General features: G+C 41.6%; 21 protein-coding genes and 1 pseudogene. 14 read left to right on the forward strand and 8 right to left on the reverse strand.

Annotation, left to right across the window (positions count from 1 at the left end; translation table 11 throughout):
• The 13 genes and pseudogenes from Q5076_RS07325 to Q5076_RS07385 all read left to right on the forward strand — a co-directional run.
• Positions 1–321 (forward strand): annotated as a pseudogene (locus Q5076_RS07325) (hypothetical protein); the annotation flags it as partial.
• A 34-nt stretch (positions 322–355) separates the two neighbouring features.
• Positions 356–970, forward strand: coding sequence for a leucine-rich repeat domain-containing protein (locus tag Q5076_RS07330; RefSeq protein WP_303012081.1), 615 nt, complete (start codon positions 356–358; stop codon positions 968–970).
• 55 nt (positions 971–1,025) lie between these two features.
• Positions 1,026–1,889, forward strand: a complete 864-nt coding sequence (locus Q5076_RS07335) for a TonB family protein (protein WP_303012082.1) — start codon at positions 1,026–1,028, stop codon at positions 1,887–1,889.
• Between the two features lie 23 nt (positions 1,890–1,912).
• On the forward strand, positions 1,913–3,235 hold the full coding sequence (locus Q5076_RS07340; RefSeq protein WP_303012083.1) for an HlyD family secretion protein: 1,323 nt from the start codon (positions 1,913–1,915) through the stop codon (positions 3,233–3,235).
• Between the two features lie 15 nt (positions 3,236–3,250).
• A complete protein-coding gene (locus tag Q5076_RS07345) occupies positions 3,251–5,428 on the forward strand; it encodes a peptidase domain-containing ABC transporter (protein WP_303012085.1) in 2,178 nt (725 codons plus the stop codon).
• Between the two features lies 1 nt (position 5,429).
• On the forward strand, positions 5,430–6,827 hold the full coding sequence (locus tag Q5076_RS07350; protein WP_303012087.1) for a TolC family protein: 1,398 nt from the start codon (positions 5,430–5,432) through the stop codon (positions 6,825–6,827).
• 158 nt (positions 6,828–6,985) lie between these two features.
• Entirely contained in the window at positions 6,986–8,071 is a 1,086-nt protein-coding gene (gene mnmA, locus Q5076_RS07355; RefSeq protein WP_303012089.1) for a tRNA 2-thiouridine(34) synthase MnmA, read from the forward strand.
• A gap of 22 nt (positions 8,072–8,093) precedes the next feature.
• On the forward strand, positions 8,094–9,446 hold the full coding sequence (locus Q5076_RS07360) for a S8 family serine peptidase (RefSeq protein ID WP_303012090.1): 1,353 nt from the start codon (positions 8,094–8,096) through the stop codon (positions 9,444–9,446).
• Between the two features lie 51 nt (positions 9,447–9,497).
• Positions 9,498–10,748 (forward strand): exodeoxyribonuclease VII large subunit, encoded by a 1,251-nt coding sequence (xseA, locus tag Q5076_RS07365; protein WP_303012091.1) that lies wholly within the window; start codon positions 9,498–9,500, stop codon positions 10,746–10,748.
• 40 nt (positions 10,749–10,788) lie between these two features.
• On the forward strand, positions 10,789–10,998 hold the full coding sequence (gene xseB, locus Q5076_RS07370; RefSeq protein ID WP_303012093.1) for an exodeoxyribonuclease VII small subunit: 210 nt from the start codon (positions 10,789–10,791) through the stop codon (positions 10,996–10,998).
• A gap of 51 nt (positions 10,999–11,049) precedes the next feature.
• Positions 11,050–12,069 (forward strand): branched-chain amino acid aminotransferase, encoded by a 1,020-nt coding sequence (locus tag Q5076_RS07375; RefSeq protein WP_303012094.1) that lies wholly within the window; start codon positions 11,050–11,052, stop codon positions 12,067–12,069.
• A gap of 135 nt (positions 12,070–12,204) precedes the next feature.
• A complete protein-coding gene (gene trmB / locus Q5076_RS07380; RefSeq protein WP_303012095.1) occupies positions 12,205–12,963 on the forward strand; it encodes a tRNA (guanosine(46)-N7)-methyltransferase TrmB in 759 nt (252 codons plus the stop codon).
• A gap of 50 nt (positions 12,964–13,013) precedes the next feature.
• Positions 13,014–14,114, forward strand: a complete 1,101-nt coding sequence (locus tag Q5076_RS07385; RefSeq protein ID WP_303012096.1) for an Mrp/NBP35 family ATP-binding protein — start codon at positions 13,014–13,016, stop codon at positions 14,112–14,114.
• Between the two features lie 397 nt (positions 14,115–14,511).
• Here the strand turns inward: Q5076_RS07385 and Q5076_RS07390 are convergent, their stop codons facing one another.
• The 3 genes from Q5076_RS07390 to Q5076_RS07400 form a co-directional block, all read right to left on the reverse strand.
• A complete protein-coding gene (locus Q5076_RS07390; RefSeq protein ID WP_303012097.1) occupies positions 14,512–16,407 on the reverse strand; it encodes a TlpA disulfide reductase family protein in 1,896 nt (631 codons plus the stop codon).
• Between the two features lie 186 nt (positions 16,408–16,593).
• Positions 16,594–18,411 (reverse strand): M56 family metallopeptidase, encoded by a 1,818-nt coding sequence (locus Q5076_RS07395; RefSeq protein WP_303012099.1) that lies wholly within the window; start codon positions 18,409–18,411, stop codon positions 16,594–16,596.
• A gap of 18 nt (positions 18,412–18,429) precedes the next feature.
• Complete coding sequence (locus Q5076_RS07400) at positions 18,430–18,795, reverse strand: BlaI/MecI/CopY family transcriptional regulator (RefSeq protein ID WP_303012101.1); 366 nt, start codon at positions 18,793–18,795, stop codon at positions 18,430–18,432.
• Between the two features lie 398 nt (positions 18,796–19,193).
• On the opposite strand from Q5076_RS07400, the gene Q5076_RS07405 reads away from it, so the two are divergent.
• Complete coding sequence (locus Q5076_RS07405) at positions 19,194–19,793, forward strand: porin family protein (protein ID WP_303012103.1); 600 nt, start codon at positions 19,194–19,196, stop codon at positions 19,791–19,793.
• 144 nt (positions 19,794–19,937) lie between these two features.
• Here Q5076_RS07405 and Q5076_RS07410 read toward each other — a convergent pair whose 3' ends face one another.
• The 5 genes from Q5076_RS07410 to mdh all read right to left on the reverse strand — a co-directional run bounded on the left by Q5076_RS07410 (position 19,938) and on the right by mdh (position 26,120).
• Positions 19,938–21,197, reverse strand: a complete 1,260-nt coding sequence (locus Q5076_RS07410; protein WP_303012105.1) for an ABC transporter permease — start codon at positions 21,195–21,197, stop codon at positions 19,938–19,940.
• Complete coding sequence (locus tag Q5076_RS07415) at positions 21,197–22,378, reverse strand: ABC transporter permease (protein WP_303012107.1); 1,182 nt, start codon at positions 22,376–22,378, stop codon at positions 21,197–21,199. Before Q5076_RS07415 ends, Q5076_RS07410 begins: the two co-directional genes overlap by 1 nt.
• A gap of 4 nt (positions 22,379–22,382) precedes the next feature.
• Positions 22,383–23,375, reverse strand: coding sequence for an HlyD family secretion protein (locus Q5076_RS07420; RefSeq protein WP_303012109.1), 993 nt, complete (start codon positions 23,373–23,375; stop codon positions 22,383–22,385).
• Positions 23,376–23,439: 64 nt separating this feature from the next.
• Positions 23,440–24,894, reverse strand: a complete 1,455-nt coding sequence (locus tag Q5076_RS07425) for a TolC family protein (protein WP_303012110.1) — start codon at positions 24,892–24,894, stop codon at positions 23,440–23,442.
• A 284-nt stretch (positions 24,895–25,178) separates the two neighbouring features.
• Positions 25,179–26,120, reverse strand: coding sequence for a malate dehydrogenase (gene mdh / locus Q5076_RS07430; protein ID WP_303012112.1), 942 nt, complete (start codon positions 26,118–26,120; stop codon positions 25,179–25,181).
• Positions 26,121–26,239: the final 119 nt, after the last annotated feature.

Below are 26,239 nucleotides of genomic sequence, written 5' to 3' on the forward strand. Positions count from 1 at the left end.
TATAATCAATATAAAGGAGATTTGCAAATAGAGGAAAAGACAATTCCTTATTTAAAAGAGATAGATATGTCTCACAATGATTTGAAAGAGATTTATATATCTGAACCATTATACAGAATTCTTTTATCCTATAATGATTTAATTGTAGCTTGCTTTAATCATAAGAATCTGTGTTATTTGGATGTTTCATATAATTGTAATATGCCATCTGAAGTTTGCTTTGAACCTACCGAAATTGATACCGTAATACGTGATGGAGTTGTTGAGGGAGAGCGTTTGTTAGGTCCTATAAGTGTACGATATTATAACCCAATAGAGTAATATAAAGTATAAGTTGATTTTATTTGAAACTAAAATGCAAAATATAAATTATATATTGTTGTCTTTCTTTTTCTTATCATCTTGTCAGTCAAGAACTATAAGAGAAACTCAAGAATGCATAAAAGCAAAGGTGTTGACTAAATTTGAACGGCTTTACTTATTGCCAATTGATTCGGTCATAAACATGTATGATTTGTCCAATGATAGTATCGCTTTTTTTTCAGATTTATCAAACTATAAAATAAAGTCACTTGATTTATCCTGCAATTTTTTAGATACTGTCATTATAGGTTTTTTACCTCAAAAAATGGAAAAGCTTAATTTGTCTCATAATCAGATTCATGGAGATTTAAAAATAGGTGAAAATACAATACCAAACTTGAAAGAACTGAATGTATCTTATAATGAACTAGAATCTTTAGATATACTGGAATCTTTATTTCGGATTATTGCTTCATATAATGATTTAACTGATATTCAGTTCAAACATGGAAATATACATTTTCTGGATATTTCATATAATATTCATTTATCTAACCAAGTAGGTTTTCATCCTGCGGAAATAGACACTGTGATAAGAGAAGGAGTTGCCGATGGAAAACCTTTAGTCGGTCCACTGGATTTCTTGCCAACAATTGTGATAGAGTAGCTTTTATGGTGAAATAATAAAAATAGTGATTTGATTTAATATAAAATTAAGTATTATGAAAAAGTTTACATTCAGTTTTTTAGTATTGATTTGGATATGTACTAATATCCAAATTGTAGGACAAGAGAAAATGCCTCAAGTTCGTGAAGATGGAGTTTATACATATGTTGACCAAATGCCTGTATATTCAACGGGTCAGGAAGGTTTAATGAATTATTTATCAGAAGCTGTGAAATATCCGGCTTATGCTAAGGCAAAAGGAATATCAGGAGTTGTGCTTGTACAATTTGTGATAAAGAAAAATGGCAAAACCTCGCAGTGTAAGATTGTGCGGGGAATTGAGCCGTCACTGGATGCAGAAGCACTTCGGGTGGTGAAAGGAATTCCCGGTAAATGGATACCAGGCAGAGAGAAAGGAAAGAAAGTACCGGTATCATTCACTATTCCTGTTAATTTTCGATTGACTGGAAAAACGAACTCTTCATCTATATATGATGGACTGAAAGTAAATAGAAATATAAAGGCTTCCCTAGAGGGAATATGGCAAATTTGTACGCGTGTAAAATCTTTAGGTTATGGGAAGTTTGATATACAAACCGGACCTTACTTAAAGATATTATCATCAGATAAGAACTTTTTTAATATGCATTTATCAATAATGAATGGAAGGTCTGTCATAACGGCATTGGGAACCTATACTCAAACATCGACAGATACTTATGTTGAAAAAATCTTTAAATCAGTAACAGATCCTGAGCTTACAGGGATATATAATGAACTTGAATTTGGATTTATTTCAGAGAATCTGTTACAGGTTAGCTATCAAATGCCGGGGCGTCCGATGCGTAGTACGGAAGTTTGGGTTCGCATTATCCAGCCCGACTTGAAGCAACCGGAATTGCTTCCTCAAACATTCTGACAACTAATTATCTATGAAGAAAAATGGTGAAAGATGATATTCCTGAAGAACAGAAAATGGCTTCGTCAATAGAAAGGAGTGAAGAAGTTCAAGCTATTATTGACCGTATGCCTACGAATGGAGCTACGTGGATAGCTGTCATAACCAGTATATTGATAGGAGTAGTTTTTTTGCTGGGATTTATCATCAAGTATCCCGATACGGTGGACGGGCAGATTTCCATAACTGCCCGTTACGCTCCGGTACGTTTGGTTGCCAATAGTACTGGGAAGGTACATCTTTTGATAACGGATAAAAGTCACGTGATAGAAGGAGATGTAATTGGATATATTGAAAGTGGTGTGAATTACGAAGACATATTAAGAATAGATTCACTGTTGTCTACATATGATTTACATTCTCTTCGCTTGTTATCGATCCCTCATTCATTGACTTTAGGTGAGATAGCTTCATCTTTTAGTGCATTTATGATTGCCCATTTGCAATATCGTCGTTTCTTGGAATCGGATATTTATAAGATCCGTAGTTCAGGTTTGCAACGGCAGATAGAGATTGATGGAAGAATCATCCAAAATATGGAGAAAGAAGATGTCTTGAAAAAGAAGATGTTACATATAGGGCAGGTAAGAACGAAGAAGGATAGCATCTTGGCTGTAAGGAAAGCAATTAGTGAGGAAGAATATTTGCGGCAAACTTCAGAGTACCTTTCACAGAGGGATAATTATGAGGCGTTTCAAAACGAATTACTTTCCCGGCAAGCCCAAATTGGCAAAAATAAACAGGAATTGCAGCAACTACATATTGAAGAACAAGAAAATAAAGATAAGTTATATGCTGAACTATTGGCACGTAAGAATGAACTGGTGAATGTGATTCGGGTTTGGAAAGAGAAATACGTACAGTATGCTCCTGTTAGTGGAGAGTTAGAGTTCCTGGGGTTTTGGCGGGAGAATGGATTTGTACAAAATGGGCAGGAGCTATTTTCTATAATTCCTTCGAAGAACCAAATGATGGGGGAAGTCTTGATACCTTCATATGGAGCAGGCAAAATTAAAATCGGGCAAACTGCAAATGTGAAGATTGAGAATTACCCTTATGATGAGTATGGATTGATAAAGGGAGAGGTGCAGTCAATTTCACGCTTATCACACAAAATGCAAACGGCGGATGGGAAGAATGCGAATGCTTACAGAGTGGTGATATCATTCCCTAATGGTTCATATACGAATTTTGGAAAGAATCTGATGCTTGATTTTGAGAGTATCGGTAATGTGGAGATTATAACAAAACCTAAAAGATTGATAGAACGGTTGTTTGACAATCTAAAGGCAAAAACAGAAAAATAAAACCTTTTATTTCTGATGATATTAAAACGTTTTCCTGTCGAATACCAAATGGATTCACAAGACTGTGGACCTGCTAGTTTGAAAATAATTGCCAAATACTTTGGCCGCTACTATTCTTTACAATATTTGCGCGATCGATGCGGCATAACCAATCAAGGTATTTCTTTACTTGATTTGAGTACCGGTGCAGAAAGTATAGGTTTGCGTACACTAGCCATTAAATGTACAATAGAAGAAGTGGTTACCAGTGTTCCTTTCCCTGCTGTTCTTTTTTGGAATGAGAATCATTTTATAGTGATTTATCATGCAGATAAGAAACATGTGTGGGTATCTGACCCTGCAAAGGGGCGTATAAAATACACACATGCAGAATTTCGTCGTGGATGGTATCCGAAAGGAGAGAATAAAGGAGTATTGTTGGCAGTAGAGCCGACAATAGACTTTCAAAGAAGTAGAGAGCAAAAAGAGATGGAGAAGAATAGTTTCATCAGCATTCTTCGTTACTTTGTCCCCTATAAAAAGAGTTTTGTAACAATATTTGCTATAATGCTACTTGTCACCCTGCTTCAAGGAGTACTTCCTTTTATTTCAAAAGCGGTGATTGATGTTGGTATTAAAACTTCTGATCTCAACTTTATAAATATGGTTTTGGTTGGGAATATTAGTATTTTATTAAGTATAACGATATTTAATGTAGTGCGAGACTGGATTCTTCTTCATATTACTTCTCGTGTAAATATTGCTCTTATATCCGATTATTTGATTAAATTGATGAGGCTTCCGGTCACTTTTTTTGAGAATAAACTATTGGGAGATATACTCCAGAGAGCCCGTGACCATGAACGCATACGCAGCTTTATCATGAATAATTCGCTTTCATTGATATTTTCCATGTTTACATTCGTTGTATTCGGCATCATATTACTGGTATATAATGCGATTATCTTTTATATTTTTCTGGCAGGTTCCATATTATATGTATTGTGGGTATTGTTATTTTTAAGTATTCGTAAAAAGCTGGACTGGGAATACTTCGAGTTGGTGTCGAAGGATCAAAGTTATTGGGTGGAAACAGTATCAGCTATTCAGGATATTAAAATTTATAATTACGAGAAGCATCGGAGATGGAAGTGGGAAGAGATTCAGGCACGGCTCTATAAAGTAAATAAGCGGGTATTAAATGTGACAAATTCTCAAAACTTAGGCGCACAGTTCATTGAAAATATAAAGAATATGGGCATTGTGTTCTACTGTGCCAGTGCCGTGATAACAGGAGATATAACGTTTGGTATTATGATTTCAACACAATTTATTATCGGTATGTTGAACGGACCATTGATTCAATTTATTAATTTCGTTATATCGGCACAATATGCCAAGATTAGCTTTCTCCGAATGAATGAGATTCGCCAGTTGGAAGACGAAGAAGAGTTGTTGTCTATTGGCAGTACTTCGATTGTGCCTGAATGTCGGGATATGACATTGGAGAATGTGCATTTTCAGTATTCGGCGAATGCGCCTATGGTGCTTAAAAATATCTATCTGCGAATACCTCAAAATAAGATTACTGCTATCGTTGGAGGAAGTGGAAGTGGTAAATCCACTTTGCTAAAGCTGCTGGTAAGGCTATATAAACCCAGTTTTGGTGAGATAAAAATGGGAGGGATGAGTGTATCGACCATTAATTTGAGATATTGGCGGGAAATGTGCGGTGTAGTGATGCAGGATGGAAAGTTGTTCAGCGATACGATTGTCAATAATATAGTACTTGATGATGAACATATTAATTATGAACGTTTGCATGAAGTTTGTCGTATTGCACAGATTGAGGATGAAATCAATTCTATGTCCAAAGGATACGAAACGATGATTGGCGAAACAGGACGTGGATTGAGTGGGGGACAGAAGCAACGCTTGCTGATAGCAAGAGCTTTGTACCGGAATCCGGATTTTCTCTTCTTGGATGAGGCAACGAATTCTTTGGATGTAATCAATGAACGAAAGATTGTGGAGGCATTGAACGGAGCGTTTCATAACCGGACGGTGGTAGTTATAGCACATAGGCTTAGTACAGTGCGGAATGCGGATCAGATAGTAGTAATGAGTCAGGGATATATTGTAGAAATAGGAATGCATGATGATTTAATGGAGAAGAAAGGGTATTATTATTCACTAGTGTCGTCTCAAGAATAGTATGAAAAAAGTTATTATAACAAGAATGTGTCTCATATTTATGTTGTTTGGGGAGATGACAGGATTACAGGCGCAAACGCAGATTACTCTGGAGAAAGTTGTGAATGAGTGGAGTTTTTATTCGCCTTCAGCAGAAAAAATAAAACTGACTTATGAGAATATAATATTGTCTTATAATAATTATTTGAAAGAATTTCTACCTTCGATAGCTTTCAATATGAATCCGGTTTCTTTCAATCATTCTCTTCGTTTGATGCAAAATACGACTGATGGTAGTTATTCTTATGTGAACGATTATTCGAATACAAGTAATGTGGGACTTACTATTCAGCAAAAAATAGGTGTCACCGGTGGTGTGTTTTCTGTTAGCTCCAACTTAAATGTATTGACTGAATTTTCGACTCATCGAAATAATTTCAATACTACTCCTTTGGCTCTCAACTACTCACAGCAACTTCTAGGAGGATATTATACCTATAAGAAACTAAAAAAAATCGAACATGCAAAAGCTCTTAATGCTGCCAGGCAGTATTGTTCAGATATGGCCGATATACAAATAAAAGGTTTGGATGCTTTTTTAAATCTCTTTTTAGCTGATATAACAAGGAAGTTGGCTTTGAGAAATATAGTTATCAGTGACACCTTATTAATAGCGGGCAAAGCTTTGTTGGAGAATGGACATTTTACGGAATATGAATATAAACAGGTTGAACTGCAGGCTAATAATAATCTGTATGTGTACGAAACTGCACAGAAAGATTATCAACAGTTGCTTCGACAGCTTTGGACTTTGCTGGGGAAAAAAGAAATTGTTGATAGTGTAGAGGTAGTTATACCGGATTTTTCGTTACCCTTGACCATTGATTCTGAAGTTGTGATAGGATATGCCCGAAAAAACAATCCGTTTGCTTTGTCGCAGGAAGCTAAACGTTTGGAAGCGGAACAGACATTGTTCAGTGTGAAGCTGAGTAACCGTTTCAATGCGAATATCAATGTAAGTTATGGATTGAATCAATATGCGGAACATTTTTCGGATGCTTATCGAAAGTCGGATTATAGCCAGGGTGTTATGATTAGTTTTCAAATCCCGGTTTTTCAATGGGGAATAAACCGAAATAAATTGCAGATGGCTAAGAATAGCTATCGTAATACAATGCTGGAGTTGGAAGAAGCAGAAACTAGCTATGTTAATGATTTATTTAATAACGTAAGTTCTTATAATCATGGAGTAAAATTGTATTTTCTATCTAAACGTTCCTATCAATTGGCACAAGAGCAATATGAAATTTTATCTGCAAAGTTTCGTCATGGAAAGGTTTCAATATATGAAATCACATCTGTCCAAAAAGAACTGTATGAAGCATTAAAGAAGTATTATTCTTCTATGCAGACTGTATAGAACCAGTTTTTTATGTTGCGTAAAATCACGCTATATGATTTCATCAATCATTGCGAACTAATGGATATATTATTGGACAACTAGTTTTTTCATCTTCTCTCTATGTCATCTGCTTGAAATCTCGTACATTTGTAACCATATAACTTTTCAGAACTCAGATGGAAGAACGAAATAAGAGAGTATTGGTAGGTATGAGTGGTGGCATAGACAGCACCGCTACTTGCTTGATGCTGCAAGAACAAGGATACGAGATCGTGGGAGTTACTATGCGTGTGTGGGGAGATGAACCGCAGGATGCCAGAGAGTTGGCTGCACGGATGGGGATTGAACATTATGTGGCAGATGAACGTATTCCTTTTAAAGAGACCATTGTAAAAAACTTCATAGACGAATATAAGCAGGGACGTACGCCGAACCCGTGCGTGATGTGTAATCCGTTGTTCAAATTCCGGGTGCTGGCGGAATGGGCGGATAAGCTGGATTGTGCTTGGATAGCTACCGGGCATTATTCGCGTTTGGAAAAGAAAGACGGGCGCATTTATATCGTTGCCGGGAATGATGATAAAAAAGACCAGTCTTATTTCCTTTGGAGACTGGGGCAGGATGTGTTGGAACGGTGTATTTTCCCGTTGGGGAATTACACGAAAACGGAGGTCCGGGACTATCTTGCAAAGGTGGGGTATGAGGCCAAGTCAAAGGACGGGGAAAGTATGGAAGTTTGTTTCATTAAAGGGGATTACCGTGATTTTCTCCGTGAGCAATGTCCCGGATTGGACAAGGAAATAGGACCGGGCTGGTTTGTCAGTTCTGACGGAGTGAAGCTGGGACAGCATAAGGGTGCTCCTTATTACACTATCGGGCAGCGGAAGGGATTGGAAATTGCGTTGGGGAAACCTGCTTATGTGCTGAAAATCAATCCGCAGAAAAATACGGTGATGCTCGGTGATGCCGAACAGTTGAAGACTGATTATATGCTGGTGGAGCAGGAACAGATTGTCGATGAACGGGAATTGCTCGGATGTGAGAATCTGACGGTAAGAATACGTTATCGCAGCCGGCCTTTGCCTTGTCGGGTAAAAAGGCTGGTGGACGGTCGTCTGTTTGTACGTTTTCTCGAAACGGCCGCTGCTGTCGCACCTGGGCAGTCGGCTGTGTTTTATGATGGAAAACGTGTGTTGGGAGGAGCTTTTATCGCTTCTCAAAGAGGTATCGGGCTGGTGGTATTGGAAAATGAGGGATTTTAATGGATTAAAGTAAAGATAGTTTATGAAGAAATTTGTATTACTGGCGTTTGCATTGAATGTTTCGTTGGGGGTGATGGCGCAGTTCACTTCAACGGATACGTTGAAGTATCGTATCAGCCTGAAAGATAAGGCTGCTACGGAATATTCCTTACGTAAGCCGGAAAAGTTTTTATCGAGAAAATCTATTGAAAGGAGAAAGAAGCAGGGGTTGGCGATAGATTCGACTGACTTGCCGGTGTGTAGAAAGTATGTGGATGCGATAAGGAAGAAGGGGGCTCATGTGCTGGTTACCGGGAAGTGGGATAATTTTGTTACGGTTTCTTGTAATGACAGCACCATCATAGATGAAATAGCACGTTTGCCTTTTGTACGTTCGACGGAGAGAGTCTGGAAAGGGATAGTGGAAAAGTCTGCCAGGAGAGATTCGTTGGTTAATAAGCCGTTGCGTACGGATAGCCTTTATGGGCCTGCAATTGCCCAGATAGAGATGAGCCGGGCAAATCTTCTCCACGATGCGGGGTTTAAGGGGCAGGGGATGACGATTGCAGTCATTGACGCCGGTTTTCATAATGCGGACAGGATTGAGGCTATGAAAAATATCAAAATCCTGGGAACACGTGACTTTGTAAATCCTGAGGCGGATATTTATGCGGAAAGCAGTCATGGCATGTCTGTTCTTTCTTGTATGGCGATGAACCAGCCGAATGTGATGGTGGGTACGGCTCCTGAGGCTTCTTATTGGTTGTTGCGTAGTGAAGATGAATATTCGGAGAGTTTGGTGGAACAGGATTATTGGGCGGCGGCTATCGAGTTTGCCGATAGCGTGGGCGTTGATTTGGTGAACACGTCTTTGGGGTATTATTCTTTTGACGATTCGTCGAAGAATTATAGGTATCGCGATTTGGACGGGCATTATGCCTTGATGTCACGCGAGGCGTCAAAAGCGGCGGATAAAGGGATGGTAGTCGTTTGCAGTGCCGGAAACTCCGGAAACGGTTCGTGGAAAAAGATTACTCCTCCGGCTGATGCGGAGCATGTGATTACGGTAGGCGCTGTGGATAAAACCGGTATTCTTGCTCCATTCTCTTCTGTCGGGAATACTGCTGACGGACGTGTTAAGCCGGATGTTGTCGCGGTAGGCTTGGAAGCGGATGTCATGGGGACGGACGGTAATCTCCGCCGGGCTAACGGGACGTCTTTTTCTTCTCCTGTCATGTGTGGCATGGTAGCTTGCTTATGGCAGGCTTGTCCGGAACTGACGGCTAAAGAGATTATCGAATTGGTGCGCCGGTCGGGGGATAGGGCTGATTTTCCCGATAATATATACGGGTATGGGATTCCGGATTTATGGAAAGCTTATACTACTACCCGTTGACGTTTGACGTTTGGTGTTTGTTATTTACCGTTTAATTATTCATTGCCGATAATGGACTCTCTTTCTCTTTTGGAGTTGAATGCGCTTGTGCGCCGCAGTCTGGAACAGTGTTTGCCTGATGAGTATTGGATACAGGCGGAGTTGAGCGATGTTCGTTCCAACTCGACCGGACATTGTTATCTGGAATTTGTGCAGAAGGATTCGCGCAGCAATCATCTTGTCGCTAAAGCGCGCGGAATGATTTGGAGCCATATTTACCGTTTGCTGAAGTCTTACTTTGAGGAAACGACCGGACAGTTGTTTGCCGCCGGAATAAAGGTGCTGGTAAAAGTGACGGTGCAGTTTCACGAACTTTACGGATATAGCCTGACGGTGCTTGATATTGACCCTACATACACTTTGGGGGATATGGCGCGTCGCCGTCGTGAGATACTTTTGCAGTTGGAGGAGGAGGGGGTTCTGACTCTTAATAAGGAACTGGAGATGCCTCTGCTTCCTCAGCGCATAGCGGTCATTTCTTCTGCCACGGCAGCGGGATACGGTGATTTTTGCCATCAGTTGCAGCATAATTCCGGAGGTTTCTTTTTCTATACGGAGCTTTTTCCGGCATTAATGCAGGGTAGCCAGGTGGAGGAATCCGTACTGGCCGCTTTGGACCGGATTAATGTCCGGGCCGATGAATTCGATGTGGTCGTTATTATCCGGGGGGGAGGGGCGACTTCCGATTTATCCGGTTTCGACACTTATTTGTTGGCTGCCGTCTGCGCACAGTTTCCGTTGCCTGTCATCACCGGTATCGGTCATGAGCGGGATGATACCGTACTTGATTCCGTGGCTCATACGCGCGTCAAGACTCCTACGGCTGCCGCCGAATTGTTGATTCATCGGATGGAGGCGGCAGCGGAGCATTTGGAAGAATTGTCCGGCCGTTTCCGCCAGGGAGTCTATATGTTGCTTGAACGGGAACGGAAGAGGTTGCTTGCAACGCAGGCCCGGATTCCGGCGCTCGTCCACCGGAAGTTGTCAGATGCCAACCTTGCTTTGTTAACAGCACGGAAGGACTTGTCGCAAGTGACGTTGGTTCTGCTGTCCCGCCATAGGCATCGGCTGGAGTTATTGCGACAGCGCATTACCGATGCTTCTCCTGAAAAATTGCTTAGCCGTGGATATAGTATCACTTTAAGAGACGGGAAGGTGGTGACCGATGCTGCTGCCTTGCGGCCGGGAGAGTTGCTGACTACCCGGTTGTTGAAAGGAGAGGTGCTGTCTGTCGTGCAGGATAAGCGGCATGGGTCGGATTGAACGAGGAATATGGATTATTAACTATTAAACATATATTATTGTGGCAGCGAAAAAGATTACGTATTCTCAGGCGATGGAACGTCTTGAAAAGATTGTCCGCCAGATAGACAATAATGAATTGGATATCGACATTTTGAGAGAGAAAATAAAAGAAGCGAATGAAATTATCGCTTTTTGCGAGGATGAACTGACAAAAGCGGAGCAGGAGGTTGAAAAATTATTGCAAGAAAAGCTACAGTCTGAAGAATAAAAGTTATTTTTGCAATTCAATGCATGAGGAAATAAACTAATACATAACGATATGAAAGAAATAGACTGGGCGAATCTGTCGTTTGGATATATGAGGACAGATTACAATGTGAGAATCAATTTCCGCGATGGCAAGTGGGGAGAACTGGAAGTGAGCAGTGAAGAATATCTTAACATTCACATGGCGGCTACATGTCTGCACTATGGACAGGAGGCGTTTGAAGGTCTGAAGGCGTTTCGCGGGAAAGACGGCAAGGTCCGTATTTTCCGTTTGGAAGAGAATGCGGCGCGCCTGCAATCTACCTGTCAGGGAATCTTGATGGCTGAACTTCCGACTGAACGTTTCAGGGAGGCTATTCTGAAAGTTGTGAAGTTGAATGAACGTTTTATTCCTCCTTATGAGACCGGGGCGTCTCTTTATATCCGTCCGCTATTGATAGGAACAAGCGCCCAGGTCGGCGTACACCCGGCTGAGGAATATATGTTTGTGGTATTTGTGACTCCGGTAGGCCCGTATTTCAAAGGTGGTTTTTCTACCAATCCGTACGTGATTATCCGCGAGTTTGACCGTGCCGCTCCTCATGGGACGGGTATTTATAAAGTCGGCGGCAATTATGCAGCCAGTTTGCGTGCCAATAAGAAAGCGCATGACTTGGGATATTCCTGTGAATTCTATCTGGATGCAAAAGAGAAGAAGTATATAGATGAATGCGGCGCCGCCAATTTCTTCGGAATCAAGGATAATACGTATATTACTCCCAAATCGACTTCTATTCTGCCTTCTATTACCAATAAGAGTTTGATGCAGTTGGCGGAAGACATGGGGCTCAAGGTGGAACGCCGTCCGATACCGGAAGAAGAACTGTCTACTTTTGAGGAAGCGGGCGCTTGCGGTACTGCTGCCGTTATCAGTCCGATTGAGCGTATTGACGATTTGGAAAACGGGAAGTCGTACGTTATCTCTAAGGACGGCAAACCGGGACCGGTTTGTACGAAGTTGTATAATAAGTTACGCGGTATTCAGTATGGTGACGAGCCGGATGTATATGGTTGGGTGACGATTGTTGAATAATAAAGGTGTTTTTCGGACGCGGATGACGCGGGTGGCAAGGATGGGAATGAAAGTCCGTGTTGTCCGTATCATCCGCGTCCGGAATGTATTACGGGGAGTTATTCCTCTTTTCAGATACGAATTTATAGAGATTGAATGGGAAAAAATAAATTGGAAAAGTTTGCCGATATGGCGGGTTACCCGCATGTTTTCGAATATCCTTACTCGGCGGTGGACAACGTGCCTTTTGAGATGAAAGGGAAATGGCATGAGGAGTTTTTTAAGAATAATCACCCGATTGTGCTTGAATTGGGTTGCGGGCGCGGTGAATATACCGTCGGCCTGGGCAGGATGTTTCCCGAAAAGAATTTCATTGCGGTTGATATCAAAGGAGCCCGTATGTGGACGGGAGCGACGGAATCATTACGGGCGGGAATGAAAAATGTGGCGTTTTTGCGTACGAATATAGAAATCATCGACCGCTTTTTTTCCGAAGGTGAGGTGAGTGAAATCTGGCTGACTTTTTCTGACCCGCAAATGAAGAAGGTGACTAAACGGTTGACTTCGACTTATTTTATGGAACGGTATCGTAAATTTTTGCAACCGGACGGGCTCATTCATTTGAAAACAGACAGTAATTTTATGTTTACTTACACGAAATGCATGGTGGAGGTAAACCGGCTTCCGGTTGAATTTATGACGGAAGATTTGTATCATTCGGGATTGGTGGACGACATTCTCGGAATCAAGACTTATTATGAGCAACAATGGCTCGACCGTGGTTTAAATATCAAGTATATGAAATTTCGTCTTCCGCAGGAAGGGGAGTTGAGGGAGCCGGATGTGGAAATAGAGCTTGATTCGTATCGCAGCTATAACCGCAGTAAACGAAGCGGGTTGCAGACTGGTAAATGATGATAATAACAACGTGGAGTTTTTGACCTTCACTTCAAGTATAATTAATTATGACGCTTTATCCTAAATTAATATTGGATGCACTGGCTACGGTGCGTTATCCCGGTACGGGAAAGAATTTGGTAGAGGCGGAGATGGTGGCTGACAATCTCCGTATTGACGGTATGGCAGTTAGTTTTTCATTGATATTTGAGAAGCCGACCGATCCTTTTATGAAGTCGATGTTGAGGGCTGCCGAAACTGCTATTCATACTTATGTATCTCCTGATGTGCAGGTTACGATTACAACGGAGAGCAAACAGGCTGCCCGTCCTGAAGTGGGGAAATTGCTTCCGCAGGTAAAGAATATCGTAGGTATATCTTCTGGAAAGGGGGGAGTCGGCAAATCTACTGTTGCCGCTAATCTGGCGGTTGCTTTGGCTAAGCTGGGGTATAAGGTGGGGTTGCTTGATGCCGATATTTTCGGCCCTTCCATGCCGAAAATGTTTCAGGTGGAAGATGCACGTCCTTATGCGGAGCGTATCGACGGCCGCGATTTGATAATTCCTGTGGAGAAATATGGGGTGAAATTATTGTCTATCGGTTTTTTCGTTGATCCGGCTCAGGCTACATTATGGCGTGGGGGGATGGCGAGCAATGCTTTGAAACAATTGATAGGTGACGCTTCTTGGGGAGAGCTCGATTATTTTCTGATTGACCTTCCTCCGGGGACAAGTGATATTCATCTGACTGTTGTGCAGACATTGGCTATGACGGGGGCGATTGTTGTCAGCACTCCTCAGGCTGTGGCGTTGGCAGATGCCCGTAAAGGGATTAATATGTTTACCAATGATAAGGTGAATGTTCCTATTCTCGGTTTGGTTGAGAATATGGCCTGGTTTACTCCTGCCGAACTTCCGGAAAATAAGTATTATCTTTTCGGCAAGGAAGGCGCTAAGAAGTTGGCGGAAGAAATGAATGTTCCTTTATTGGGACAGATTCCTATCGTGCAGAGTATTTGCGAGGGTGGGGATAATGGCACTCCTGTCGCATTGGATGAAAATACCGTGACCGGACGTGCTTTCTTGTCATTGGCTGCAAGCGTTGTCCGTCAGGTGGACCGAAGGAATGTCGAATTGGCTCCGACGCAGATTGTGGAAACGCATAAATAAGAGGAATCCGGACAAGACGGCTGTTATTTTGAGTGTTTTTTAAGATACCAAACAGGGAGGAGGTCAAAACTGAACACTCGAAAGTGGCGGATTTGTGATAGGTAAACATAGAAGGGCTGTATCAAACTTCATTTTTTTGAGTAATGATACGGCTCTTTTTAGGGTTGACGAGGCATTGAGTTTCTTCAGATTAAAAGCCCAACCTTTTTCGAATTTGAGTTTTGACTCTTTATTTATAATTTGTAGGCTATGACATAAAAATCTCCCCTTATTTTTGCCTTTATTCATTCCATACAGGGCAAGAATAGGGGGATTTTTCCTTTTGAAGTTTCAATACGCAGGACTTTCAACTTTCAATTTTTATATGGGGACGACCTTTTCTTTTATTATAGCCGTATTATTTATCCAATGCTTCTGTCAGTTTCTTTTTTATGGTATCGGCTCCGGGGAAACCGGTCTGCTGATAAACTGTATTGCCTTTGCGGTCGATTATAAAATAAGTAGGTACTCCCTGAATATTGAATTTATCCGTCAGGTATTTCCATTGGTGGCTAGTCAGGCGGAAATGTTCTCCGTGGATATCAGGTATCATGTTTTTCCAGGTGTCTTTAGGAGAATTTTCTCCTGCAACGTATAGGTAGAGGATATCTTTATCTTTTAATTCTTCCTTCAACGGAATCATGGCTTTGTTAGCCGTCCTGCAAGGGCCGCACCAGGTTGCCCAGAAGTCTACTAACAGTACATGACCTTTAAATCTGGAAATGATGGCGGAGAAGAGTTCTTCGTTTCCGGCTTCGCCTATCTCGTTGATTTTGTATCCGGTTTTTTGTTTGTTCAGTTCTATTTTCTTGAGCAGTTTCTTGTTGAGTTCTGTCAGCATGTCTTTGTAGGCTGGTGAAGGTAGTGATTCGAGCTTTGCTATTTCTTGGGCGGTCAGCGGAGTGAAACCTTCAATGGAACGGTAACATCTGTGTGCTTCCATCATTTGGAACAGGATTCCCTGATTTGTTCCCAGATATTGTTCCATAAGTTCTTTCTGAGAACTGAATATTCCTGTCCCGTATGCATATTCCGGTGCATATAAGTCTGCCGGTGTGTTGAGGGCCAATTCCTTGAGTACATTGAAATAATTGTCGGGAAACTCAATTCGGGTATTCATGTAATATTCCTTTGCTTGTTCCTGGTTCATTTTCTGTTCAACGACATGCGCACGCTTTAAAATGTCTTTGCCCATAAGAAGTCCGATAGCTGTAGTTATGTCCGTATTGGCTTTCAGAATTTCTTTTGCAGCAGGGCTGAGAGACGTTTTTTCTATTTGTTTGCGGATGTCGTTCCGTTTTTCCATGAAGTAACCTTTTATTCCATTCAAGTCTTTTCCGATGACTTCGTCTACAATTTTTTTCGGGCTGTTAACCAGATTGGTTGGGATGGCATTATCCGCCAGTTCTTGTTGTAGCTCCGCCAGATAACCGCTGTAATAAGCCTTTTTACCATAAGGCTTATCGTCTTTTCGTAAATGTGATTGTTGCCGCGTACATTCGGCAGTATTAATAATGACCGAGCTTTCTTTACCCGGAGCTAATAAGCAAGGTATCTGGGCAAACGGGAAGACGAGTATCGCCGGTGTTACCGTAATGACGTCTGTTTGAACTTGAAAGGTTCCGTCTTCATTTATAGTTACTTCTTCGCTGAAATCCAGCCATCTGACCGGGTCGTTCAGTTGGAGTCTGCCCGACGCCGGCATGTCTTTTTTGAAGTCCAATACTTTTCCTGTCAGTATGGTTTTGCCATAGATGAGCTCCGGCGCAGGTAACTGGGCTTTCTTGTTAATCTTGTTGTTTATCGCATCTTCAGGTAGCGGGGATTTACGGAAACCTTTTTCGTTGAGCTGTATTCCCCATATCTTATATGCTCCGTCAAAGTCTCCTTCGGAGAAATCCAGGCTGGTAGCATCTTTCGGTATAGGGGGAAAGAGTAACTGAAACTCTGCTTCTCCGGATTCCGGCATCCAGAATTCTTTCTCCAGTGTTATGCCTATTCCTTTTCGAATGGGATAGAGTGTTCCGTTATTGTCTTTCAGGAAGCTTCCGGTTGCTATTTTTATCCAGTATTTGGGCCGGTAGAAGGCTTTCACGTATAGAGTAGTGGCTGTGTCGCTCATGACAATTTTATCTATTTCGATACTGTTGGAACTCCAGGCTAGAAAAGGAGGACGCTCGATAACTCTGTCTTTGGCTTGTACGGTGCAGACTGTGCAGAGTATCAAACCGACAATCCATGTGAATATTTTCATAAGAATAGTATTTTATTTCTAACAAATATAGGAATATTTTTGTAACTGACCTTATTGAAATAGAAAAAGAAATTTTTTGAATATTAATGAGGTTGGTGCTCATCCGCCGATGAAACAGGTTTTTCCACCGATGAGCGTCCTGTCTCTCCCCGGTAGGGAGAGTGGAGGTTCATCGGTGGATATGATTTATTGCAGTCGGAATACGATAGGAAGGGTATATTCTACAGCGACAGCTTGTCCGCGTTGTAGTCCCGGTTCCCATTTCGGCATATTGCTTACTACGCGCATGGCTTCCGTATCGAGTGCCGGGGATACGCTGCGTAATACTTTTACATTAGAGATGCTGCCGTCTTTTCCGATAACCATTTGAATGATGACTCTGCCTTGCTGTTTTTTTTCTTGTGCAGTGACAGGATACTTGATGCTTCTGGCAAGATATTGCATCAGGCCTTTTGTTCCACCGGGGAATTTGGGCATTGTTTCCACTACTTTGAAAGTTGTTTCTGCATTGTCTGTTTTTATACCTACTGCGTCAGGAGTTGAATCTCCTTTAGGACCATAACCCACTACGACAACTTCTTCCAAATCGGATTGTTTTATTTCTTCTGCTTTCGGAGGTTCGGGATTGGCTAGCCTGAACATAACGGGAACTGTAAATCTGACATTTACCGCTTTTCCTCTTTGTTTTCCCGGTTTCCATTTGGGCATGGCGGCAATTATTCGTATGGCTTCTTTGTCAAGATACGGGTCTACGCTACGGACTGTTTTTATATCTGCTATGCTTCCGTCTTTTTTAACGACGAAACATACAATCACACGTCCTTGTACACCTTTGGCATGGGCTTCAGCCGGATATTTGACGTTTTTGTGAATGTACTCCGTAAGTGCTTTCATTCCTCCGGGGAATTCCGGCATTTCTTCCACAACTTCGAATACGACAGAGTCCGGCATGTTGTTGCCGTGGGTTTCAAATGTCTCTTTTATCTTTTTATCCTGCGGGAGAGTTGTCTTTTGAATTTCTTCTGCAGGAAGTTCGGGAAGGGGCGTTGTTTCAGGTTCCGGCGTAACTTGCGCTGTTGCCTGTCCCATCATTTCTTTGGCGAATTTTTCTGTGGTACGTGCTACCATTTCGATGTTGCTGACAATCATCAGTAAGGCGGCCAAGGGGAGAAACATGAGATACTTTGTTCTCCCTATTTCTTTTGTTCTTCGTTTGTTCATCATTTTAATACGTTTTTTGAGTGGTAAAACATTGAAACTATTTGATAAATTTGCTGCAGCCTTATGATGTGCCAGTCCTAACAAATGGTACTGGTATGATTTACTGTCATGTCCCGTTTCCAGTACCCGGCGGTCTGCCATGTATTCGAGGTTTCCTCTGACTTCCCGTTTCATCAGCCAGATGAATGGATTGAACCAGCAGAATATACACATTAGTTCGCTGATTAATACGTCTACCGAGTGGTACTGGCGGGCGTGTGTTTCTTCATGGGTAATGATTTCACTGATTTCGGACTCTGTGTGTGATTGCGGATAGATGAATATCCAATGGAAAAAGGAAAACGGACCGTTTTCTTTCTCTAAAAGATGTATGTGTACTCCTTGTATGCTACTTTTTGAGCACCGGATATGCAGGTGTATGATACTGCCTAATTGTATGAAAAAACGTGTAACTAGGAATAATACGCCGCTCCAATAGGTGATTTTCATGAAGAGCATGATTCGTTCTTGCCATTCCGTTGTCGATTCTTGCAGCGGGGTGACGGTTTGTTCCGGAAGTATGATTGTCGCATAAAAATCTGCCATTGCCACCATGGGTTCATGGGCTTTTATCCATCCTTGAATGTTCAGCAGGGGATAAAGTAAGGAAACTGCAAAAAAACATAGCAAGGCTGTCCGACGCCAATGGAAGAAGGTGTCTTTATGGAAGAACAATCGGTAGAAGACATAGAATATGGCGATTGCTACATTTATCTTTAGAAAGTAGGCAAGTTCCGGAGTCATGGCATATATGTTTTTCTGTTATTTTTCTTTTCCTTTTTCTATAAGTTCAATAATTTCTTTGAGGTCGTCAGCAGACAATTTTTGGTCTTTGGCGAAGAAAGAAACCATTTCTTTGTAAGAGTTCTCGAAATAGTTACGGACGACGCTGCTCATAAAATGGCGTTTGTATTCATTTTCCCGGATAGCGGGGGTATATTGATAAGTATTCCCCATACGTTTCGATATGACATATCCTTTTCGTTCGAGGTTCTTTACGATGGATGCTACCGTTGTGTATGGAGGAGCCGGTTGTGGGTACTTTGCGACAATGTCTTTGACGAAGCAGTTTTGCAACTCCCATATATAGAGCATTGCTTCTTCTTCTTGTATAGTTAACTTTTCCATGGATATATTGTTTAATTACGATTACTTCGCAAATCTACGAATATTTCGTAAATAGTCAATAGATAGCCAGTTAATTATTGTAAATGTCTGATTTTGTAAATAGAATTTGAATGACGGGGCAATATGGATTTTACTTAGGCATGAAAAACGGATGTTTAAGCATTATTTTTGTCTGAATAATCTATGTTTAATGACTTTTAGGTAAAAAGCGGCTTATAAGCCGTTTTTTATATAAAATAAATGAAATATATTTGCGGGTACAAAACTGACATGTAGAGATGGTAGTGTGTTTCGATGCGGATAATAAAGCACGAAGGATTCCCCACACTTAGTAACGAAACTATTATTAATAACGCTGCCCGAAGGGAAGAGGGAAGCAAAATAAAAAAATAAATGATATGAAAAAAGGTTTGATTTTTGTGCTATTCGCACTTGTTTCAATTGTTTCTTATTCTCAAATTTCATGGAATGCCAAGGTAGGTATGAACATGAGTAACTTTACTGGGGATATGGATACTGACATGAGAATTGGATTTAATGTAGGTGTTGGTATGGAATATCAGTTCTCTGATATGTGGTCTATCCAACCTTCTTTAATGCTTTCTCAGAAGGGTGGTAAATATGATAAAGATGGAGAATCAGTAAAGTACAATCCTATGTATCTCGAAATTCCAGTATTGGCTGCTGCAAGATTTGCTGTTGCTGATAATCAGAATATTGTAGTGAAAGCTGGTCCTTATTTTGCAGTTGGAATTGCTGGTAAAGCTAAATATGAATTTGATGGTGAAACAGAGAAGGGTGATTTCTTTGGTGACGGTGATGACCAATTTGGTGCAAAAAGATTTGATTGTGGTCTTGGTGTAGGTGTTGCTTATGAAATTAATAAGTTCTTTGTTGATTTGACAGGTGAATTCGGATTGACTAAGTTGTATGACGTGGAAGAAGGCAGTGCTCCGAAAAATATGAACTTCTCTATCGGCGTAGGTTACAAATTCTAATAGAAAAATTATACTCTCTTTATAATATCTCTAAAACTCCCTCGTTCCGCATTCTCTCTCTTGGAACGGGGGAGTTTTTTTGTTTTGGTAGAATGTATTTTAAATAAATGACAGCTAATTCTGCTTATGATTATTCAATGCGGATTATGAAAGTATTTTACTGTAATTTTTTTCTTTCTCTTTTAATTCTTTATACCTTTCTATTGCATGTTTGCGGCTCATAAGTATTTGCCAGCGGTACACCCAGCAAGTCGTAAGGAAATAGATGCCGGTTTGTATCCATAAGGCTTTGTATTCAAAGGATACTTCATTAAGCGTAGCTCCCATATTGTTTATCTTTACGAAACCGTTGATTCCGAAAGTGGATGGAAAAATATAAGATACATATTTCCAAAATGCCGGAATTGCGGCTCCAGGCCAGGAGATACCGGAAATAAACAATAAAGGTACAGACGTGAAGACAAAGATTAACATGCATGTTTCGCGGTTACGGATGGCGATGGAAGCAGTCATGGCGAAGAAAATGCAGGCGGCCAGATAGGGGAGCACGAATAAGATTAAAGAACTGGGTTGCCCTATCTGATTAAGACTGAATAATCTGGGGACAATGTATAATACGTAAAAACTAACTAATATATAGACTAAGAAATAACTGAGCCCTTTACCAAGTACGATTCGTAATGTCCCGTTATAATGTTTATTGATAGGGACAAGGTCTTTAAAACGATTATTTTCACGGGCTGTTCCGACTGCCAGACCCACTCCAAGCAACAACGTCTGTTGGATAATCAGCACTAATACGGCAGGAATGAGGAAAGCGGCAAAACCGGCAGTAGGGTTGAATATGGAGATTTCTTCATATTCTATGGGGTAGGCTGTAATTTCATCCTGCCGTTCGGTGGTGTTACCGCTGCGGGCAATCTTGATATCCTTGTTCATATCCAATGAAACGGCAGTATTGGCTAACAGTATGGATTTGTAATATAGCAATCCGCTCATGTCACAGTAGATACTGACTTGTGTCTGCTTTCCTTGAGCAATGTTATCGCTGAAATCGGAAGGAATATAAATGATGCCGTAAGCATGCCGGTTCTTCAACATTTGTTTGGCTTCCTCCATGTCGGCGCAATAAGAAACAATCCGGACATCCGGTGTTGCGTCTACTTTTCTGAGATATTCACGACTCAGGGAGGAATGTGAATCATCGACAACAACAGCCGGCACTTCCCGTACCACCTCATTGTCATAAATGAAACTGTACAACAAAGGATAGCCCAACGGGACAAGTATAAAGAATATCAATACCCCCTGGTCGCGAAAGGTCGTTTGAAACTCCCGCTTCCAGATATAAAACAGGTCATTGATACCCTGGACTATCTTATCTTTTAATTTTATATCTTTCATTAGGGTATGTATTTATAATAAATTAATGCTTCTTTCAGGCGGTGAACCACAAAGAAAGGGAGCATCATAAAAATTAATAGTGCCGTATAATTACTCCATGAATAAGCCATGCTGTAACCGTTAAGCGCCTGGTCGACATAAATCAGGAAGTAATGACGCAATGGGAACAGATTGCTCAAAGCTTGGAGTACGGGATGCATAGCCATCACCGGAAATGAGAAACCGGAAATAGAGAAAGAAATGACTCCCCACAGAGAGGCAAAACTCAATCCGAGCCGAAGAGTAGGTAATGTGCCTATCATTACGATGCCGCAACACTGTGATGCCAATACGAGACAAAGTGTGGCTAATATCATCGGGAAGATGCCGCTATTGCATGGGAAATGCAGGAACCCGTATAGGTATACATTATAAAATATGCCCATGATGAAAAATACGGCCGTGTGGGGAAGTAATTTTCCGGCTAGCGCGATATAAATCGAGTTGTTGCTCATGCGTAACCATTCGCGGGCTGTGCGGTCTTTGATTTCTACGCCGATTGAATAAACGGTTACCATAAATATCAATAGCATGAGGACACCGGGTATTAATGTGTTACATAGGTACACGGAATAATTTAGCCACGGGTTATTTAGCGGATGCGTATCAATTACGATTGGTTGTAGAAAGCCCATCGCCTGGTCTTCACTCGCGCCTTTCGCATACAAGGTTGTCCGTGTGGCAGAACCGGCCGTAAGTTCTCCCATCATTTTCATGTCCCTGAAAAGCAGGGAACCTGCAATCAGGTAAGAATAATTGGTATAAAAAGAAATTTTAGGCTGGCGCTGGCTTTGTGCTTCGGCGGATAGTCCTTTCGGAATATAGAAGAATCCGTATATTTTTCCTTCCTGTACGGCGATACGCGCATCTGTTACATTGCTGTAACGGGCAATCACACCGGTTTGTGAGAAAGCGTCCAGATTGCGTACGATGTTACGGGATGTAGATGAATTGTCCATATCTACGACACCTGCCGGAAGATTTGTCGGAAGTCCCGAATCCATCAGGGTAGTGAAGAAAATATAGCAGAAAAGAGGGGATATAACCATGCAGAAGAGGTAAAGCGGGCGGGATACCAACCGCCTGCATTCTCTTCGCATGACTTGCCATAATGCTATATATTTCTTTTCTCTCTCTTTCATGGCTTTACTTATCGATGATGACAGACATGCCCGGACGGAGATTCTCCACTTTTTCCATTGGAGAAGCTTTCACTTCGAACGTTTTCAAATCGAACTGGCCGGTTGTTTTAGTGGCTTTCCATGCGGCGTAAGTGCCTAAATCTTTTAGGTAATATACTTTCAGCTTGATTGTTTTATTGTCAAGTGCAGGGATGATAGCCTCAAATTCGGAACCCATTGTCAGATTTTTGAGCAAATCTTCCCGTACATTGAATGTAACCCATATATCGTCCAATTTTGCAATGTTCATAATGGGTGCTCCCGTGCCTACGAGTTCGCCTACTTTGGGAAATATTTCCGAAACTTCTCCGGCTGCCGAAGCGATAAGGTAAGTTTCTTTGATATATGATTCGACCTCGGCAACAGCTCCTTTCGCCTTGTTTACCATTGCTTCTGCAGCCATCTTGTCTTCTCGTTCAGCTCCATTCTTCGCCATCATGTATTGGGATTTTGCAGCCTTTTCCGTGGCGATGGCGGCATCTCGTTGGGCGGTCACTTCATCGAGTTTCTGTGCAGGCATCACTCCCTGTTCATATAAATTTTTCACTCTTTTGTATGACTTTTCGGCAATGGTAACTCCTGCCAGTGATTTTTGCCACATTTCGTAGGCTGCCTGTATCTGCTCTTCTCGTGCCCCCTTAATCGCTTTTTCATTCTGTGCCTGTGCGGCGGCTTCCGCAGCGCGCGCCTGCTCCATTTTAGCTAAGATGTCCGGAGCCTCAAGGATGGCAAGCGTATCACCGGCATTGACCTGTTGCCCCTCTTTGACGCGAAACTCCAATATTCGTCCAGGGACCTTGCTTGAAACACGGTATTCGGTAACTTCAGCCTGTCCTTGAATAATTTCAGGTCCTTTGCGAAGCATGAAAAAACCAACGACTGCAACAATGGCAATTACTCCCAGTAAAGTAAGGAATGCAAGCAGCATATTGCTGTTTTGTGATTTTATAGGTGTCATATAATAATGAATTATAAATTTAAATTTATGGATTGTCTGTTTAATTATCAGTTATCGACTTTTACTATTTAAGGGTTCCCAAAGACTTCTTCAGATAAATTTCCGTCAGTTTTACGTCTATCTGGGCGTCAATTTTCTCTGACTGGGCGGATAACCAGGCTGTTTGTGCTTCAAGCACATTACTGGTGGCTATTACTCCTTCTTTGAACCCGAGCGTGGCATAGCGGAGGTTCTCTTCTGCCTTTTCCATGTTTTTGGTAGACATTATCAGTTTTTTACCGGCTTCATTGACTTTGAAAGCGGCCTGGTTGACTTGCAGTTCTATTTTTTCCCTGGCGTCTTGAAGCCGGTATTGTGCGATGCGTGCTTCTGCTTTAGCGGCTTTGGTCTTATAAATGCCTTCTCCCCAATGCCATATCGGTATCTGTACCATAATTCCGATGTTCCACATTCCTTTGAATTTGTTTTCAAAACTATTGAAGACGGAAGGATTGGTAACCATGTAGTTTCCCATTAATGCGATAGAAGGCAGGTGTTCGGAGCGGGTTACGTTCACTTTCTGCTTATAAATTTGCGTCGCTAGCTCCAGGCTGCGTATTTCCGGGCGATTGGCGTAAGCGGTAGACAGGTCGAAATGAGTATCCGGCGTGAGTAGCGGAATGTCTTCCATATCTTCGTCTGCCAATGTGATGGGAGAACTTAAATCTATGCCGCATAGTTGACATAACAACATTCGGGCAAGGCTTAGTCCGTCTTCTACTTTTGTCAGTGTCATTTCCGCTTCGTTTACTTTTACCCGTACAGACAGGCCGTCTGCTTTGGTTGCCACTCCTTCGGCAATCATTTTCTCCACATCGCTGTCCAACTGCCGTAATAGTTTCAAATAACTTTCCGCCAGTTTTTTCTTGTTGACTAGTGAAATAACCTGCCAGTATGCTTGGTCGGTACTCATGATAACTTCCTGCATGCCTCCCTGGTGTTGCTGTTGGGCCAGTTCTTCGGCGTATTTTGTTATTTTGTTGTAAGCGCGGATTTTCCCGCCCATATAAAGAGGCTGGGTTAACGTGATGGCGCCTGCATAAACATTTCTTGTATCTGTACGCAGGGCGTCTGCCAATGAACTTCCGGCATTGTTAAGTGCGGAAGTTAGACTTGCGCTTAATTCGGGGATTTTGGAAGCGATTTCAGGATGTAACTGGGCAATTATTCCGGCTGCCTGTTCCAACGGGCCGGATAGTCCTGTTCCCAGACCTGAAAGTGCGGCTTTCTGCTCATTGTTTAATAAAGAGAACTCTTTTTGGTTTCTCATATAAGCTCCGGTTGCCGAGAAATTGGGTAAGTAATTGGTAAATGCGGCTTTTCTTTGATAATGGGCTGCATTTATTTTTTCATTACTTATCAATAAGTCTTTGTTGTTGGCAAGGGCTAATGCACGGCAACTATCCAGACTTAATAAAGTTTGCGCTTTGGCTATAAAAGTCGTGCTTAACAGAATTGTCAGAAGAAATAGTTTTTTCATCACATCTTGCATATTAATAAGGTGATACTTCTATTTTAAATAACCCGGTTCTTATGTAATTTGTTTATTGGGGCTGTCTGTTTTTTATATTTACTAGCCTAAACAATAATTGCATAAACAACGATGCAAAAGTATATGCTTTCTATGAGAACACAAAAAGAATTAGCTTTTTTTAGAAATATAGAAAAATGAAATGGGGGAGGGAAAGAAAAAGGCTGTCCCTCGAATCGGAGGGGCAGCCTTTTGATATATAAATGTAAGGGGATTCTATTTATTATGGATAATTATAGAGCGCCTACTTCTTTTAAAGCGGCGTTTGTCTTATGAACGGCAGCAGCACTTGCAGCGAACTTAGCCTTTTCGTCTTCGTTCAGTTCCAATTCGACAATCTTCTCGATACCGTTTTTACCTAGGATAACAGGAACACCGATACAGATATCCGATTCGCCGTATTCTCCTTCCAAATATACGGAACAGGGAACCATCTTCTTTTGGTTACGGATGATGGATTCAACGACAAATGCCCCTGCCGCACCCGGTGCATACCATGCGGAAGTACCCAGCAACTTGGTTAATGTAGCTCCACCCACCATTGTAGCGGCAGCAACTTCATTCAGCTTTTCTTCTGAAAGGAAGTTTGTCACAGGCATGCCTTTGTAAGTGGCGAAACGGGTCAACGGAATCATTGTAGTATCGCCGTGGCCGCCGATAACCATACCTTCCACTTCGTTGGCATTGCAGCCTAAAGCTTGAGACAGGAAATATTTGAAACGGGAGCTGTCCAATGCGCCACCCATGCCGATAATGCGGTTTTTCGGTAACCCCAGGGATTTCAATGACAGGTAAGTCATTGTGTCCATCGGGTTGGAAATGACAATAAGTATAGCGTTGGGAGAATATTTCAAGATGTTTTGTGCTACCGATTTAACGATACCGGCATTAACACCGATTAGTTCTTCACGAGTCATACCCGGTTTGCGTGGAATACCTGAAGTAATTACAACAACGTCAGAATCAGCAGTCTTGGCATAGTCGTTCGTGCAGCCTACCACAGTTGTGTCGAAGCCCAGCAATTGAGCTGTCTGCATCATATCCATCGCTTTACCTTCCGATACGCCTTCTTTTACATCCAGCATTACTACTTCGTCTGCTACTTCATTAAAAGCAAGTACATTTGCACATGTAGCTCCTACGTTACCTGCGCCTACTACGGTTACTTTTGACATAATACTATTTATATTTAAAAAGTTGATAATTAGTTTCGTCTTTTTACGCGGCAAAATTACAACGATAATCCTGATTAAGGAAATTTTTCCGTAATAATTTTAGTTAAAGAAAATAGCCG

Source organism: uncultured Bacteroides sp. (genome assembly GCF_958445495.1).
In the GTDB taxonomy this organism is placed as follows: Bacteria; Bacteroidota; Bacteroidia; order Bacteroidales; family Bacteroidaceae; genus Bacteroides.